The 14,693-nt window shown below is 68.5% G+C and carries 16 protein-coding genes; 8 read left to right on the top strand and 8 right to left on the bottom strand.

Annotated features, from left to right (window positions below; all coding sequences use genetic code 11):
• Nucleotides 1–64: 64 nt before the first annotated feature.
• Nucleotides 65–757, bottom strand: a complete 693-nt coding sequence (locus EV647_RS24115) for a trans-aconitate 2-methyltransferase (protein ID WP_238177365.1) — start codon at nucleotides 755–757, stop codon at nucleotides 65–67.
• Nucleotides 758–1,039: 282 nt separating this feature from the next.
• On the opposite strand from EV647_RS24115, the gene EV647_RS24110 reads away from it, so the two are divergent.
• Nucleotides 1,040–1,495 (top strand): hypothetical protein, encoded by a 456-nt coding sequence (locus EV647_RS24110; protein ID WP_134006553.1) that lies wholly within the window; start codon nucleotides 1,040–1,042, stop codon nucleotides 1,493–1,495.
• Between the two features lie 222 nt (nucleotides 1,496–1,717).
• Here EV647_RS24110 and EV647_RS24105 read toward each other — a convergent pair whose 3' ends face one another.
• A complete protein-coding gene (locus tag EV647_RS24105; RefSeq protein WP_238177364.1) occupies nucleotides 1,718–3,568 on the bottom strand; it encodes a heparinase II/III family protein in 1,851 nt (616 codons plus the stop codon).
• 347 nt (nucleotides 3,569–3,915) lie between these two features.
• Nucleotides 3,916–4,440 carry a DinB family protein gene (locus EV647_RS24100; RefSeq protein ID WP_134006549.1) on the bottom strand — a complete coding sequence of 175 codons (525 nt, stop codon included), beginning with the start codon at nucleotides 4,438–4,440 and terminating at the stop codon, nucleotides 3,916–3,918.
• 200 nt (nucleotides 4,441–4,640) lie between these two features.
• On the opposite strand from EV647_RS24100, the gene EV647_RS24095 reads away from it, so the two are divergent.
• From EV647_RS24095 to EV647_RS24075, 5 genes are all read left to right on the top strand, one after another.
• The gene (locus EV647_RS24095; RefSeq protein ID WP_134006548.1) at nucleotides 4,641–5,465 is read left to right on the top strand and encodes an alpha/beta fold hydrolase; all 825 of its coding nucleotides are present in this window, start codon (nucleotides 4,641–4,643) and stop codon (nucleotides 5,463–5,465) included.
• Nucleotides 5,466–5,536: 71 nt separating this feature from the next.
• A complete protein-coding gene (locus tag EV647_RS24090; protein WP_134006546.1) occupies nucleotides 5,537–6,349 on the top strand; it encodes an alpha/beta fold hydrolase in 813 nt (270 codons plus the stop codon).
• Between the two features lie 141 nt (nucleotides 6,350–6,490).
• A complete protein-coding gene (locus tag EV647_RS24085) occupies nucleotides 6,491–6,802 on the top strand; it encodes a hypothetical protein (RefSeq protein WP_134006544.1) in 312 nt (103 codons plus the stop codon).
• Nucleotides 6,803–6,908: 106 nt separating this feature from the next.
• Complete coding sequence (locus EV647_RS24080; protein WP_202871165.1) at nucleotides 6,909–7,412, top strand: GNAT family N-acetyltransferase; 504 nt, start codon at nucleotides 6,909–6,911, stop codon at nucleotides 7,410–7,412.
• Between the two features lie 10 nt (nucleotides 7,413–7,422).
• Entirely contained in the window at nucleotides 7,423–8,445 is a 1,023-nt protein-coding gene (locus tag EV647_RS24075; protein WP_134006542.1) for an NADPH:quinone reductase, read from the top strand.
• Here EV647_RS24075 and EV647_RS24070 read toward each other — a convergent pair.
• Entirely contained in the window at nucleotides 8,442–9,290 is an 849-nt protein-coding gene (locus EV647_RS24070; protein ID WP_134006539.1) for an AAC(3) family N-acetyltransferase, read from the bottom strand. The genes EV647_RS24075 and EV647_RS24070 overlap by 4 nt on opposite strands.
• A 101-nt stretch (nucleotides 9,291–9,391) precedes the next feature.
• Between EV647_RS24070 and EV647_RS24065 the strand changes: the two genes are divergently transcribed.
• Nucleotides 9,392–10,288, top strand: coding sequence for an SDR family oxidoreductase (locus EV647_RS24065; RefSeq protein ID WP_134006537.1), 897 nt, complete (start codon nucleotides 9,392–9,394; stop codon nucleotides 10,286–10,288).
• 13 nt (nucleotides 10,289–10,301) lie between these two features.
• Here EV647_RS24065 and EV647_RS24060 read toward each other — a convergent pair whose 3' ends face one another.
• The 3 genes from EV647_RS24060 to EV647_RS24050 all read right to left on the bottom strand — a co-directional run bounded on the left by EV647_RS24060 (nucleotide 10,302) and on the right by EV647_RS24050 (nucleotide 12,515).
• Nucleotides 10,302–10,697 carry a nuclear transport factor 2 family protein gene (locus EV647_RS24060; protein WP_134006535.1) on the bottom strand — a complete coding sequence of 132 codons (396 nt, stop codon included), beginning with the start codon at nucleotides 10,695–10,697 and terminating at the stop codon, nucleotides 10,302–10,304.
• Nucleotides 10,694–11,944: an MFS transporter gene (locus EV647_RS24055; protein WP_238177363.1), complete on the bottom strand. Its 1,251-nt coding sequence runs from the start codon at nucleotides 11,942–11,944 to the stop codon at nucleotides 10,694–10,696. Before EV647_RS24055 ends, EV647_RS24060 begins: the two co-directional genes overlap by 4 nt.
• Nucleotides 11,945–12,035: 91 nt before the next feature.
• Nucleotides 12,036–12,515, bottom strand: coding sequence for an NUDIX domain-containing protein (locus EV647_RS24050; RefSeq protein ID WP_134006531.1), 480 nt, complete (start codon nucleotides 12,513–12,515; stop codon nucleotides 12,036–12,038).
• Between the two features lie 18 nt (nucleotides 12,516–12,533).
• On the opposite strand from EV647_RS24050, the gene EV647_RS24045 reads away from it, so the two are divergent.
• Nucleotides 12,534–13,280: a hypothetical protein gene (locus EV647_RS24045; protein WP_134006529.1), complete on the top strand. Its 747-nt coding sequence runs from the start codon at nucleotides 12,534–12,536 to the stop codon at nucleotides 13,278–13,280.
• Here EV647_RS24045 and EV647_RS24040 read toward each other — a convergent pair whose 3' ends face one another.
• Entirely contained in the window at nucleotides 13,281–14,660 is a 1,380-nt protein-coding gene (locus EV647_RS24040; protein ID WP_134006527.1) for an FAD-binding oxidoreductase, read from the bottom strand. It lies immediately after the preceding gene.
• Between the last annotated feature and the right edge of the window lie 33 nt (nucleotides 14,661–14,693).

The raw sequence follows: 14,693 nt of genomic DNA, 5'->3' as shown, positions 1-14,693 counted from the left end.
CGACGAACCCACCTCGAGCGTAGCAACTGCAACTGCGGCTGGCGTGGGGCTGCTCGCGGGCCGGCTAGGGGATGCGGCGGGCGAGGTGGGCGGTGATCTGGGCGTCGATCTCCACGGTTTCGGGGAGGACCTGGAGGGTTCGACGGAAGACCTCGGCTCGGTCGGCGGGCGGGAGCATGACGTACGCCGAGACCGTCGAGAGCTGTCCGACGTAGTCGTCGGCGCTCATCATCAGGCGCCGTTCGATCACCGCCTGCCGTACGTCGGTGAACCACTCGGACTGCTCGAGCTCCGTGCCGGGCCATTGCATCGGGCGATCCGCCGGAGTGCCGTCGGGTGACGGTACGCCGTCGTCGTCGAGGTACGGCGTACGGGCTGCGCGCACGGCCTCCCTGAGGGCCAGGTCTGCGAGCTGGATCGGCACACCGAACGAGGCGAACACCCCACCCGGTCGGACGAGTTCGGCCATGCGCGCCCACCGGCCCTCTGGGTTAGTCCAATGGAGCGCGGCGGCCGAATACACCAGCTCGTACGACGAATCCAGCGGCAGGTCCTCGAATGCGGCCTGCACAGTTGAGACGTTTGCCGGCAGGTGTTTGCGCAACTCCGCGAGCATGGCCGCGTCGGGCTCTGTCGCCGTGACCGCGATCCCGCCCTGCGCGAACAGGCGTGTCGCCTTGCCTGTCCCGGCGCCGATCTCGAGGGCGGTCCGGATCGGACCACCGGCGTACGCCGTCACCAACTCGAGAACTTCCACGGGATACCCAGGCCGAAACCGCTCGTAGGCCTCTGCCACCGTCCCAAAGCTCAACGCACGCTCAACCATCCCGGCATCCTGACACCTTCCCCGCCACACTGCTCGCCATTTTCGGGATGCGCCGGGTGGCGCCGGCAGCAGCCACATCAACTACACCTGCCTCGGCGGTTCGGATCTAGCGGGATGTCCGCGAGCGGCGTACGTTCGAGATGCTCGCAGCCTCAGCGGGCTGGGGCCCTGCGGCTGGACAACTCAATCGCAGGGGGGATCGTTGTGTACCGAATGCTCAAAGTCAGCACCGCAGTAATGGGTCTGCTGGGCCTGTCCGTGGTCGCCGAACCGGCGCACGCCGCAGCGCCCGTTCCGTTCACCATCAACGAGCAAATCAACTTCGACGCTGCGGTGTTCACGTTCACCGCGACGGACCCGCTCTGCCCCTCGGGTACGTTCGAGGATGACGTCTCGGTAGTTGCGTTCGCCCACTCCGAGCGTGCACGGTCGGGCGGGTTCAACTTGGTTATCCACACCACGTACACCTGCGCCGACGGCAGCGGCACACTCGACATGCTCAAGCACGTCTTCATCACCTTCACCGACGACGGCTCCACGAGCACCGGCCCGGTGCAAATCCTCGGCGGCACCGGTGACTACGCGGGAATCGCCGGCCACGGGGTGGACAACGGCACCTCGAGCGGCCCGACAGGTGTGGGCACAATCACCGGCTTCGTGGTCGAGTAGCCACAGACGCCTCGCACCTCGGCGGCCCGTTCCCGGCAGACGCATAACAGCAGAGTTCCCTCCGCGAGAGGGACGTTCCACCGCGGGTGCTCTAGTACTTCAAGGTTCCCAGTGGTCGGGATGGCGTCGGCGGGGAACGACGTGGTGGTGGATCGCATCGTTGGCGAGCTCTGGCGGGCTGAGCGAGGGGCGCCTCCGGAGGATGGAGGCGCCCCCTTTGGTTCAGCCGGCTCGGTAGAGGGAGCCGCCGGCGGAGATGGCTATGGCGGTGGCTGTGCCGCCGACCTTGAGCGACACGATGAAGGTTGTGCCTGACCAGTACGTCTTGTAGGTCACGCTTCCCGAGGCGCGGACCGGGACGACGAACGACAGGATCGAGGCTGACTTGCCGGAGCGGGCCAGCATCAGGGTCGGGGCGGACTTGCGGACGAAGCTGCTCGGGTACTGCCAGCCCTGGATCGGGTTGGTCTGGGCCTGCTTGACCAGGATCGCCCCGGCGGGCAGAGCCTGTTTGAACGGGACCTGGAACAGGATCGTCTTCGTCGTGTCCCCTGGCGCCATCGCGACCGCGGTGGTCCGCGAGTACACGCTCGCCCGCTGGTCGGCCGGCAGGTGCCACAAGGTCTGGAACGCCTGCGCAGTCGTCGCCGAGGCAGTGTCCCAGGTGACGAGCAGATCCGGGTCCTTCAGCACCAGGACCCGCCGTACCCGGCTGATCCCCGAGCCCGGTGCGTCGGCGAACACGTACGACTCCGCGTTCGACTTCACCGACGACGCGGTCAGCCGGGTCACCGGATTCAGGTACGGCGACAGCGGCGTCGTCATCACACTGTGCGCGCTCGGACTGACGGACCACGTGCGATAGGCGCCGGCGTTGTACGCCGCGTACCCGCCGTCGACGATGATGTCCCGGCCACGTGACGTGTACGTGATGCTGGTGTGGTCGAGATGCCCGTGGAACGCCCGCACCGGACCGTACCTGATGCTGTACGACGACTCGCCCGTGAAGCCCCTGGCGGGATCAGTTCCCCACCCGGTGCGACCGAAGATGTATCCGGCCGAGTAGGCCCCGACCCGCCACAGCGGCGCCGTGCCCGACGTACCCTTCGAACCGGCGTACTCCAACGGCGTGCCTGTCCACGGATACGTCGACTGCACCTCGGTGTCACCGAGCTGGTGGAGCTTGCCTAGCGAGTTCGTTGCCAGCGTCAAGAACTTCGCCAGCAACGCGCGCCGGGTGGCGATCGTCGTACCGGGGTTGACGCCGCAGTTCTGCATCACGGCGATCGCGCGGCCCCAGAGCGAGTAGTTGAAGGACGCGTACCCGGTCGACTGTTCGTTGGTGCCACCCTCGGCGTCGATCGAGGTCGTGATACCGGCCGCGAATCGTTGCTGTGCGAGGTTCTTGTAGTCGGTCCGGCCGAGAACGCAGCCGACTCCGAACAGCGCGATGCTCTCGTCGGTGCCGTGGTTCCAGGCACCACTCCAGTTGTACGTCAGGAATCGCGCGTGACTCAGCAGCGCCGCGTCCACCCACGCATACCGGGCCGGCACGGTGCTCACGTGCAGTCCGGTCAGGATCGCCTGACGCAGGCAGTTCAGCACGTTGGTCCGGTGCATGGTGGACTCCCACGCGCCGACGTTGCCCTTCCACGAGTACGGGTTGTCGCGGTACCAGTCGTACGCGATCGTGTTCACCCGCGTCATCGCGGTCAGATCACCCTTGCCCGCGGCAATGATCCCCTGCCCGAGCCAACGGAGCGAATGGAACCACATGTACCAACTCGCGTTCTTGTACGGATTCGACGCCCAGTTGATGTTGCCGGCACCGCTGCCGACCTTGTACGCCGCGTAGGGTCCCCACTGGAACGTGTCGGCGTACAGGTTCGCCAACGGGTTCGTCTTCTCGATCCCGCTGAACCCCGGACACGCGTAGAACGGCGCCACGAGCGACTGGCTCTTGTTCGTGGCCGTACCGACGTCCGTCGCCGGCGCGGCCGTCGGCGGTACGACGTTGCTCGCGCCCGGCACGAATTGGGACTCGCTCGGATCCTCCGGCCCCGGGACGATCAAGATGCCCGGTTCCTCCCCCGATGTACGAGTTTCTCCTGCAGCCGTTCCAGCCCCCAGAACCAGAACAACGATTCCCACGGCAGTACCTGCCGTTCCCCTGAATCGCATGAAGTTGTACCTCTCCCCCACCGTCTCCGGACACCGGCGACGGTCTTCTGACCAGCCTGGCGCACCGGCGGTACGCCGTGCCTCGGGCGGCCCGCGAGATCCGCGGGGGCGGTCAGCTCACCGAGGTGTAATTCCCCTTACCTGCCTTGATGCGCCAATACCCCGAAAGGTTTCGTTTCCTGGGCACAAGAAACGCCAGGACCCCCTGGGGGAGGAGTCCTGGCGCTCAGGTAATTGGTTCAGCCCATGGTTTTCTGGCCGTCGATCGCTTCCCGGATGATGTCGGCGTGACCGGCGTGCTGGGCGGTCTCGGCCGCGATGTGCAGGAAGACCCGGCGGACGGACCAGAACACACCCGGCGGCTGCCAGGGCGCGGCCGGGAGCTCGTAGGCGGTGTCCAGGTCGAGAGTGCGGACGAGCTCGTCGGTGGCGGCGGCGACCTTCTCGTACTCCGCGAGTACGCCGGCCAGCGTCTCCCCCTCGGTGATACGGAACTCGTCCCGCCGCGCCGCGATCATCTCCGGGGTGAACTCGGTGATCGGCTCGGTGGCCCCCTTGCCCTGGGCGAACTCGGCCCAGTGCCGCTCGACTGCCGACACGTGCTTGATCAGGCCGCCGACCGTCAGTTCGCTGACGGTGGGGCTGGCGCTCGCCTGCTCGTCGGTCAGGCCCTGGGCTGTGTACCGCAGGAAGAACCGGTGCTTTCCCAGGAGGTCCAGGATGTCGGCCCGCTCACCGGTCAAGCTCTGCTCGTTTGTCGTCATGCCAGGAACTCTAGAAGCTGTAGCGGTCAGATACTGACCTCTATCGACAGATGTACCGGAGGGCCGTGGTCAGCGCGTGGTTCGTGCGTAGTTCTGCAGTAGTTGGCTGAGATACGGCTTCTCACGGCAGACGCGGGCGGCTAGCGTGACGCGGGGGGCGGCGCCAAGGCCGGACCCCGTTGCGGACCTAGGGGGTTCACGTGGGAACGATCACGACCAACGACGGTACGGAGATCTTCTACAAGGACTGGGGGACGGGCCAGCCGATCGTCTTCAGCCACGGATGGCCGCTGTCGGCCGACGACTGGGACAACCAGCTGCTGTACTTCTTGTCGAAGGGGTACCGCGTCGTCGCGCACGACCGCCGTGGACACGGCCGGTCGACGCAGACCGGTGACGGACACGACATGGACCACTACGCAGACGACCTGAAGGCAGTCGTCGACCACCTCGACCTGCGCGACTGCATCCATGTCGGCCACTCGACCGGCGGTGGCGAAGTGGTGCACTACCTGGCCCGGCACGGTGAGGACCGGGCCGCCAAGGCCGCGCTGCTCTGCGCGGTCCCGCCGCTCATGGTGAAGACCGACGCGAATCCCGAGGGCTTGCCCAAGGAGGTCTTCGACGACCTGCAGAACCAGCTCGCCGCGAACCGTTCGGCTTTCTACCGGGCGCTCCCGGAGGGACCGTTCTACGGTTTCAACCGGCCCGGCGTGGAGCCGGTCGAGGCAATGATCGCGAACTGGTGGCGGCAGGGCATGATGGGCGGCGCGAAGGCGCACTACGACGGCATCGTCGCGTTCTCCCAGACCGACTTCACCGAGGACCTGCGGTCGATCACGATCCCGGTCCTGGTCGTACACAGCGAGGACGACCAGATCGTCCCGTACGCCGACTCCGGCCCGAAGGCGGCCGCGCTGCTCAAGAACGGGGTCCTGAAGACCTACAAGGACCTTCCGCACGGCCTGCCCACGACGCACGCCGACGTGGTCAACGCCGACCTCCTCGAGTTCTTCCAGTCGTAGCCCACATCCCTGGCTTCGTCACGCATCAGCGCGCCCTCCCGGCGACAGCCGCCTGACGAAAGGCACCACCGATGCAGCACTACAGAACACGTTTTCTGGCGGTACTGGGGGCCGTCCTCGCCGTCCTGCTCGCGGCCGTGACACCCGCTGCCGCGTCGTACTCGAGCGGCCCGAGGCCCACCGTCGTGCTGGTTCACGGCGCGTGGGCCGACGGATCCGGCTGGGCGAAGGTCACCAACCGGCTGCTCGACGACGGGTATCAGGTCCGCGTACCACCGAACCCGTTGCGCAGCCTCCCCACCGACGCCGCGACCATCCGCAACTTCCTCTCCACCCTGTCCGGACCGATCGTCCTGGTTGGGCATTCGTACGGCGGCGCGGTGATCACCAACGCCGCCACCGGCAACCCGAACGTCAAGGCGCTCGTGTACGTCGACGCGTTCGCACCTGCGGAAGGCGAAGCCGTCCTCCAGTTGGCGGGTGCGGGCTCCGCTCTCGCCGTCCCGCCGGAAACCGTTTTCGACTTCGTTCCGTATCCCGGAGCGCCGGCCGATGACGTCGATCTCTACCTGAAGCACGACACCTTCGTGACGTCGTTCGCGTCCGGCATGCCACGCTCGCAGGCCGAGCGGCTCTACCCGGCGCAGCGCCCGCTCGCCCTGGGCGCGGGCCTCAACCCGTCCGGACCACCTGCCTGGGCGACGATCCCGTCCTGGTACGTACTCGGCACGAAGGACCTGATCATCACCCCGACCGCCCAGGAGTTCATGGCCACCCGGGCCCACTCCACGATCACCCGCATCCCGACCGGCCACCTCGGCCTGATCACCGCTCCCGATCCGATCACGTCGGTGATCGAGAAGGCGATCCGCGCTACCAGGTGAGCTCCGTGACGGCTTGCGTACGACGGTACGCAAGCCGTCATGACCTGTTGCGAGGTGTTGTGCGGGCGCAGGTGCTAGGTCGGTTACGTCCAGGCGGGCCGGGAAACACGCGGCCTGGTCGGCGAGGTCCGGCACGCGAACGTGGCAGGCGGCGTACCGTCTGGCTGGACCACGCTCGAACGGACTCTGGGCGGTGACCCACGGGGCAGCAGTGCGAACGCGCTGACCTCGGAGTTCCTCGGCGACTACGTGTACGCCGCCGCGACCAACGACCGCGCCGTCGCGGTCTGGAACGACGCCGGCAACGCGGGCGTCTGCCCGGCGATCAACAGCTACCGGGCGTCGCTCTACACCGCGGCTCCCGGCGCACCGCCGAACGTCCTGGCCGCCTGCCCGGCGACCTTCGGCAACACCGACATCCTCGGAGGCAGTTACGCGGACCCGACCCCGTGACCCGAGGTGACCCGAGGTGACCCGAGGTGGGGGCGTCGTCCGCGTGGCGGCGCCCTCGCCGGTAAAACGTTTGCGCCCCCGCGGGCGCTCCAGCCAGGCTGACCTCGTGGTGGACCTGGCGATTCGGCCGTTGCGCGACGGCGACCCTGAAATCATCTCCGCAGCGATGGCTGCGCTCGGCTGGAACAAGCCGGTGTCGCAGTACGAGAACTACCTTGCCGAGCAACGGGCCGGCGTGCGGAGCGTGCTCGTGGCGACGGTCGACGGCGAGTACGCCGGGTACGTCACGGTGCGCTGGGAGTCGCCGTACGAGCCGTTCGAGGGCATCCCGGAGATCCAGGACTTCAATGTGCTGCCGAAGCTCCGTCGGCGCGGGATCGGCGGCGCGTTGATGGACGCGGCCGAGGCGCTGGTCGCGGAACGGTCCCCGGTCGTGGGGATCGGAGTCGGGCTGTACCCGGACTACGGTCAGGCGCAGCGGATGTACGTCCGCCGCGGCTACCTCCCGGACGGGCGCGGCCTGATCTATGACGGTCGCCAGGTGCCGCCGATGGAGACGATCCGCAACGACGACTCCGCGACGCTGATGTTCACCAAGCAACTGAGGTAGCGTCGATCGCGTGCGTGCCATCCAGTACTCCGTGACCGGTGAGCCCGATGTCCTGACCCTCGTGGACAGGCCGATGACCGAGGTAGGTCCCGGAGAGGTGCGGGTGCGGATCCACCGGTCGGGCGTCAATCCGACCGACTGGAAGTCGCGCCGCGGCAGTGAGGCCGGTACGCCGGTACACCCGGCGCAGGTGCCGAACCAGGACGGTTCCGGTGTCGTGGACGCCGTCGGCCAGGGCGTCGACGCGGCCCTCACCGGCCGCCGGGTCTGGCTCTGGGAAGCCGCCTACCAGCGGCCTGCGGGAGGTACGGCGCAGGAGTACGCCGTGGTCCCGGTGCGTCATGCGGTGCCGCTGCCCGACGACGCGTCGTACGACCTCGGCGCCGCGCTCGGCGTACCGTTCCTGACCGCTCATCGATGCCTGACAGTGACCGAGGACGGCCCTGATCGCCTCGGCCCAGGCAAGCTCGCCGGCCGCACCGTGCTGGTGGCCGGCGGCGCCGGAGCGGTCGGCAACGCGGCGATCCAGTTGGCCCGGTGGTCCGACGCGACCGTGATCACCACCGTGAGCAGTCCGGAGAAGGCCAACCTGGCGGCCCTGGCCGGCGCCGATCACGTCATCGACTACAAGCAGCAGGACGTGGTCGGGGAGGTACGCGCGATCGCACCGCACGGCGTGCACACGATCGTCGAGGTGTCGCCGGCGGCGAACGCGGCCATCGACGCCGCCGTGATCGCGCCGCACGGTTCGGTGGCGGTCTACGCGACCGACGGGGGCGCGACGATGGAGCTTCCGGTGCGCGCCTCGATGGTGCCCAACGCCCGCTGGCAGTTCGTCCTGCTCTACACGGCTCCGGAGTCCTGGCGCCCGCGCGGGCTGGCCGATGTCTCGGCCGCGGTCGAGGCCGGTGCCGTCCGCATCGGTCCCGACGCCGGTCTCCCACTGCACCACTACCCACTCGACCAGGCCGCGGACGCTCATGCCGCCGTTGAGGACGCCGTGGTCGGCAAGGTTCTGATCGACGTGATCTAGGCCTTGCCTGCGAGGGAAGCCAACCGCTGCTGCAGGGCTGCGGCGCATCGGCAGGTGGGGTCGTCGGTGCAGAGGAGGGCGGCCGGGTCGGCTTCGACGAGCTGACGGGTCGCTGCTAGCACCGCCTGCTTGGGGATCCTGCGGATGCGGGCGTTTCCGATCTGGATTTCCTTGGTCGCAGAGCGCAGTACCGGTTCGATCAGGTCGAACTGGTGGCTTTCGCCGGGAATGTTGGGGAGCTCGACCCACAGGCCGTCGGCGGACTTCGCGTAGCGGTAGAAGCGCGAGCGGCCGAGGTACTGCTCGGCGAGGTGGATCGTGGTGTTCGAGGTGTGGGTGACGCCGAGCAGCAGGACGTCGCCGTCGAGGGCCTCGAGCGGGCCGAGCGGCCAGTCGGGGCGCTGGGCCTCCAGGAGGCGTTCGGCCGCGGGACCGGCGGCCTGGTAGGAAAACAGCGGATGCTCGGTGCGGAACGGCGAGCAGGTCAGGCGGAAAGTTTCCGGAATCGTTCCGAGCCAGCGATCGATCGGCAGCTCGGGGCGGAAACTGGTTGCCTCCGACACCCGTTTGTCGAAGTCCGGCCAGCCTTCCGCGTTCCAGTAGGCGTTGTGCGGCCGGACCAGTCCGGGCGGTGCCGGGATCCCGGTGAGATCCCAGGTGCCGGCGGGCATCAGCACGGTCCCGCAGACCTCGGTCAACGCCGAGCACACCGCCTCCGCGCCGCCGTCGACGTACCCGAAGGAACTGAGCGACGAGTGCACGATCACCTCGGACGTCCGGTCCAGCCCGAGTTTCCGCAGGCCGTCGACGAGGTCCGCTCCGGTCACGACATCCGTTCCGCGCATCCGGGCAATATGCCATCCGCAGCCTGAGCCCGCCTCGCATTTTCGCCGCTTCTTGCGCGAAACGGCGGCAAGGAGGACCGTCGGAGACGGGGGTGGCTCCGATGATTCTGGTCGTTGGTGGAACCGGGGAGTTGGGTGGGCGGGTTGTCCGGCTGCTGCTGGAGCGAGGGCTCGGGGTACGGTGCCTGGTCCGGCCGGAGAGTGACGCGACCGGGCTCGAGAAGGCTGGTGCGGAGGTCGCGCGGGGGGATCTGGCGGACGCAGCGAGCCTCCGCGCGGCGTGTCAGGACGTGGACACGGTTGTCTCGACCGCGACAGCGATCACGCGGCTGCTCAGCGGCGCACGTGGTCCCTCGATCCACGAGATCGACGAACTCGGGACGGCCGCGCTCGTCGACGCCGCCGAGGAGGCCGGCGTACGGCGGTTCGTCTACGTCTCGTACGCCGGGATCAGCTCGACGGTCGGGACACCGCTGGAGCACGCCAAGCGGGCGATCGAGGACAGGCTGCGGCGATCGGCGATGCGCAGTGTGATCGTCCGGCCGGACGCGTTCCAGGAGGTTCACCTTGCCCCGTTGGGCCGCTTCGATGTTGCCAACGGCAAAGTTGCGCTGATCGGGTCCGGCGACGCGAAGGTGCGCTGGGTGAGCACGGACGACGCCGCGGCCCTGATCGCCGCGGTCGCGGTGGAGCCCGATCCGCCCGCCGTGATCGAGTTCGGCGGCCCGGAGGCGCTCAGCCGGAAGGAGGCGGTCGCCGTCGCCGAGGACCTCACCCGTCGCCGGATGAAAGTACAGCGGATGCCGGCACCGGTCGCCCGCCTCGCGGTCCGGCTGCTGAGCCGGCGCAACGACGCGCTCGCATCGGTCTTCGGCGGCGGCCTCCTCCAGTCCGGGCCGGACGCCACCTGGACCGACGAACCGCTCCGCAGCCGCGGCATCACGCCCCGCTCCGCCACCGACTACCTCCGCGACCAGGTGAACCACCTGCCCCGATAGGCGATGGCAGGACCTAATCCATCCGGTCGGCGTGGCGGTGGAAGACCTTCCAGGTGCCGTTTTCGCGTCGGTAGAGCTGCGTGACACGCAACGTGTAGGAGGTCGATTCGGCCTGCCAGGTCGTGGACGTGTGCTCGTAGCCGATCGTGTAGGCCAGGTCGTGGTCGACGTCGGCCGAGACCAGCTCGAACTTGTACGACGTGCAGTCGGAGAAGTTCTCCTCGAGCCGTCGGAAGACGATCTCCGCGTCGGCGGCCGTCGTAGCGGTCAGCCAGGCTCCGAAGACGGTGACCGGATCACGCGTCGACCAGATGGCTCGTCGCGGATCGGCATCACCGTTGTGGATTGCCAGCTCGGCATCCCGGAGCTCGGTCTCGACCCACCGTAGGAAGTCTGTTCGTTCGCTCATGATTCCCTCCCTTCCTCCGAGGGAACCTCGCTGAGCGCCGCTCCGCCAGGGTTCGTGTTCCCGCAGGCCCGGGAAATCGCCGCGTAGACCGGGAGCCAGGAGATTGCGATCAGCCCGCCGGCGATCAGGAGGGTCGTCCGGGCGCCGAACGCCGTACCGAGGACTCCGCCGAGCAGTGCGCCCACCGGGAACAAGCCCATCAGCAGGAAGCGCATCGTCGCGTTGACGCGGCCGAGCAGTTCCTGCGGTACGACGCGCTGCCGAAGCGTCACGCTGGTGATCGCGTAGATGAGCTGACCGAACTCGCCGGCCGCGAGCCCGATCACCGCCAGGACCGTCAACCCGCCGGGCTGGGCGAACGGAGTCAGCAGGCCCAGTACGCCGGCGAAGACGAGCGACACCCAGATGATCCGCTCCGGACCGAACCACCGCGCCAGCCGTGGCGTCGCCGCGGCCCCGAGCATCGCCGCCACCGACCCGACCGCCAGTACGATCCCGACCCACGTCGAGGTCAACCGCAACGTGCGGACCAGGAAGACCAGGTTCACCGCCGAGGCGACCGCGAACGCGAAGTTGTTCACCGCGCTCGTGACCGCGATCGCCCGGATCGTACGGTGCCGCGCGACGTACGCCAGCCCCTCCCGGATCTCAGGCCACAGCCCGCGCGACTCACGCCGTACGACGTGCTCCTCCGACCGGATCGCCAGCAGCGACACCGCCGACAAGACGAACGAGACGGCTTGGATCAGTACGACGTTCGCCGCGCCGATCGCGGACACCAGCCACCCGCCGGCGCCCGGACCCGCGACCTGGCCCGAGGCACGGATCGTCTCCAGCGCAGCGTTCCCGGCCAGCAGCCGGTCCTTGCCGACCACCGCGGGCAGATAACTCTGGTAGCCCACATCGAAGAACACCCGTGCGAACCCGGCCAGCAACGACACCACCATCAACTGGAGCAGCGACAGTACGCCGAACGCCGCGGCGACCGAGATCGAGACGAGCAGCCCGGCGCGGACCAGATCGCTCGCCACCAGGATCGGGCGCCGACGGCAACGATCCACCCAGGCCCCGGCCGGCAACCCGATCAGCGCGAACCCGATCGTGCTCGACGCCGACACCATCCCGAGCTCGAACGGCGTGGCGCCCAGACCCAGCACCGCCAGCAGCGGAATCGCCACGCCACTGACCTGCGCCCCGAACTGACTGGTCGTCTGTCCGACCAGCAACCACCGAAAATCCCTCGTCACGACAACCTCCACAGAACCGGATGGGAATCCCACCCGCCTGCAGAAATTCGTCGCTAGGGGTGGGGCACATTACCGGCCCCGCAGCAGGAGGTCAATGAGCCTGGAACAAGCCGGTCTCCCGGAACGCGCCGTACAGTCGCAGGACGACCTCGGTCGGCGGATGCATCGGTCCAGGCGGAGCCGCGAAGAATCCGGCCTCGACGACCTCGTCCTCGCCAGGTCGCAGCGTGCCGGTCCAGCTGCGCGCCTCGAAGCAGAGCGCGAAGCACTGGACGACATCGCCGTTCGGATAGGTCAGCGTGTGTACGTCGGCGCGCGACAGGCTCGCGAACGGGACCAGGTCCTCCTCCGCAACAGTCAGCCCGGTCTCCTCGGAGAACTCGCGGGCCGCCGTACGACGGAAGCTGTCGCCTGGTTCCGCTCCGCCCGCCGGGAGCTCCCACAGACCGGAGTCGCGACTCCGCTGGAACAGGATGCGATCGTCCGCATCAATCGCGAGGACCTGCGCCCCGGGCAGCAACAGCAGGCGGGAGCCGACGTCGCGGCGGAGCTGGGCGAGGTAGGAGTCCACGGGTGAGAGGGTAGAGCCGTGGACTGGGTGAGGCGGCGGGCGGGATCCCTGCTGGGGTTGGGATTGATCGGCGGGCTGGTGTGGACGACGGTCGTCACTCTGTCGATGCCCGGCTGGTACGCCCCGGGTGAGGACTGCGCACGCAAGGTCGGCGCGGTGGACGCGGTCGCGCGCACCAGCTGGTTCCCGCCGTCGGCGAGCTGCGTGTCCGGCGACGAGGTCCGCCAGTACATGTCGACCACCCGCTCCGTGGTCCTGTCCGTCGTCGGCGTACTGCTGCTGTTCCTGATCGCGACCGGCCTGATTCTCACCGTACGACGACTCACCGGCGAGCCCGGCCCTATCAGGACCGGCGACAACGTCAAGCGCCGTAGGCGGTCGCACCTGACGTTCGGAGCCCTGGACGTGGGTGTCGCGTTCGCGTTCGTCACGTTCCTGAACGCGGTCGCGATCGTGTTCGGCGGACTCCCCGGCGCGATCCTGTTCATCCTCACCGCACTCGTCGGCCTGAGCGCGTTCGGCACGATGCTCGACCGGCACATGGGTCCGCTCCCGAGCAGTGCGCTCGAGTCCCGCCGCCGCGGCACGGTCGCCGGTCTCGTGACGTTCGGCATCGTCTTCGCCGCAACCGCCGTCTCAGGCCAACTTCCCTTCTTCCGCTTCTGGGCAGTCCCCCTCAGCGCCATCGCGTACGCCGCGATCGCCGCAACCCAATGGTCGCGCGCAACACGCCCCGCCGAGGTCGCGCAGCGCGAGGACGTGTGATCAACAAGGCCAGCCGGGCTCGATGTTCTGGTTCAGGTGGAAGACGTTCTCGGGGTCGTACTGGCACTTGACCCGTGACAGCCGCCGGTAGTTCTCCTCACCGAAGCCCGCGATCACCCGGTTCTGTCCCTCGTTGCCGATGAAGTTCAGGTACACGTACCCGGTCGCCCACTCGTCCAGGTCCGAACACACGTCCCGCGCCCACCTGATGCCGCGTGCATCGTCGGCCGGATCGGACCACATCCCGAACGGGTGCACGACCCACGCCGCCTGGCGATGCGGCTGCGGCCACTTCTCCGCACCCCGCTGTACGGCGCCACCCCACGGCACGATCGCCTGTTGCGACGGTGACGGCGAGATCATGTCCGCCGCGCGGCCGGCGAACGCCTCGACCGCGGGATCGGGCAACGACGCCAGATGTTCCGCGGACCAGTAGTTCCGGAACCCCGGCGGATCGTCGAGCGCCGATTGAATGTCGGCGTACGGCATCTCGGCGGCCAACTCGGCCTCCGGTTCGAGCGCGAAGAGCGGTGCGAACACGTCACGCAACTCCGCTTCACTGCCGGCGTACACCGCCGCCGCACCCACGATCAACTGCCCCTGCAGGTGCGCGGGCACGAACTCCTCCGGCGGCCCGGTCAGGTAGATCACGCCACCACCGAGCTCTTCGGGCGCGCCCGACTCGATCAGGTCCCGGTATGCGCGCAGTACCGTGGGACCCTCCGACGCCGGCCACATCAGCAGCGCCAACGTTGTCGAGGGCAACTGCTGGAGATGGAACGTCAGCGACGTCGCGACCCCGAAGTTCCCGCCGCCGCCGTGCAGCGCCCAGAACAGCTCGGTGTTCTTCGTCTCGTCCGCGATCAGCAGCCGTCCGTCCGCTGTGACGAGCTCCACCGAGATCAGCGCATCGCAAGCGAGCCCGTACTTGCGTTCCAGCCAGCCGGACCCGCCGCCGAGCGTCAGGCCCGCGACCCCGGTCGTGGACGCCCGCCCACCGGTCGTTGCCAGCAGGTACTTCTGGCAGGCCCGATCGAGGTCACCCCAGGTCGCGCCCCCGCCGACCCGCGCGATCCGGGCGAACGGATCGATCTGAACGCTGTTCATCCGCCGCAGGTCGACGACCAGCCCGCCGTCGGTGACCGCCGTCCCGGCCACTCCGTGACCGCCGCCGCGGACCGCGATCTCCAGCTCCTGATCGGCGCCGTACCGCACCGCCGCCTGGACATCGCCTACCGACTCGCACTGGGCGATCATCGCGGGCCGCTTGTCGATCATCCCGTTGAAGACCGTGCGCGCCTCGTCGTACGCCGCGTCGGTGTCGCGCAGCAGCAGTCCGCCGAAACCCGGTGGCCGCAACTGTTGGATGAGTTCGGACATGGTGGATCTCCCCCCTTGCTCACTCCCCCAGGT

It is taken from the genome of Kribbella sp. VKM Ac-2566 (assembly GCF_004366005.1).
Lineage (GTDB): Bacteria > Actinomycetota > Actinomycetes > Propionibacteriales > Kribbellaceae > Kribbella > Kribbella pratensis.
This window is presented reverse-complemented; position numbering and strand designations above follow the sequence as displayed.

Excerpts from the sequence above, each read along its gene's own strand:
- EV647_RS24110 (WP_134006553.1), top strand. The coding sequence starts at position 1,040 with ATGCTCAAAGTCAGCACCGCAGTAATGGGTCTGCTGGGCCTGTCCGTG.
- EV647_RS24100 (WP_134006549.1), bottom strand. The coding sequence starts at position 4,440 with ATGACGACAAACGAGCAGAGCTTGACCGGTGAGCGGGCCGACATCCTG.
- EV647_RS24090 (WP_134006546.1), top strand. The coding sequence starts at position 5,537 with ATGCAGCACTACAGAACACGTTTTCTGGCGGTACTGGGGGCCGTCCTC.
- EV647_RS24070 (WP_134006539.1), bottom strand. The coding sequence starts at position 9,290 with ATGCGCGGAACGGATGTCGTGACCGGAGCGGACCTCGTCGACGGCCTG.
- EV647_RS24065 (WP_134006537.1), top strand. The coding sequence starts at position 9,392 with ATGATTCTGGTCGTTGGTGGAACCGGGGAGTTGGGTGGGCGGGTTGTC.
- EV647_RS24060 (WP_134006535.1), bottom strand. The coding sequence starts at position 10,697 with ATGAGCGAACGAACAGACTTCCTACGGTGGGTCGAGACCGAGCTCCGG.
- EV647_RS24040 (WP_134006527.1), bottom strand. The coding sequence starts at position 14,660 with ATGTCCGAACTCATCCAACAGTTGCGGCCACCGGGTTTCGGCGGACTG.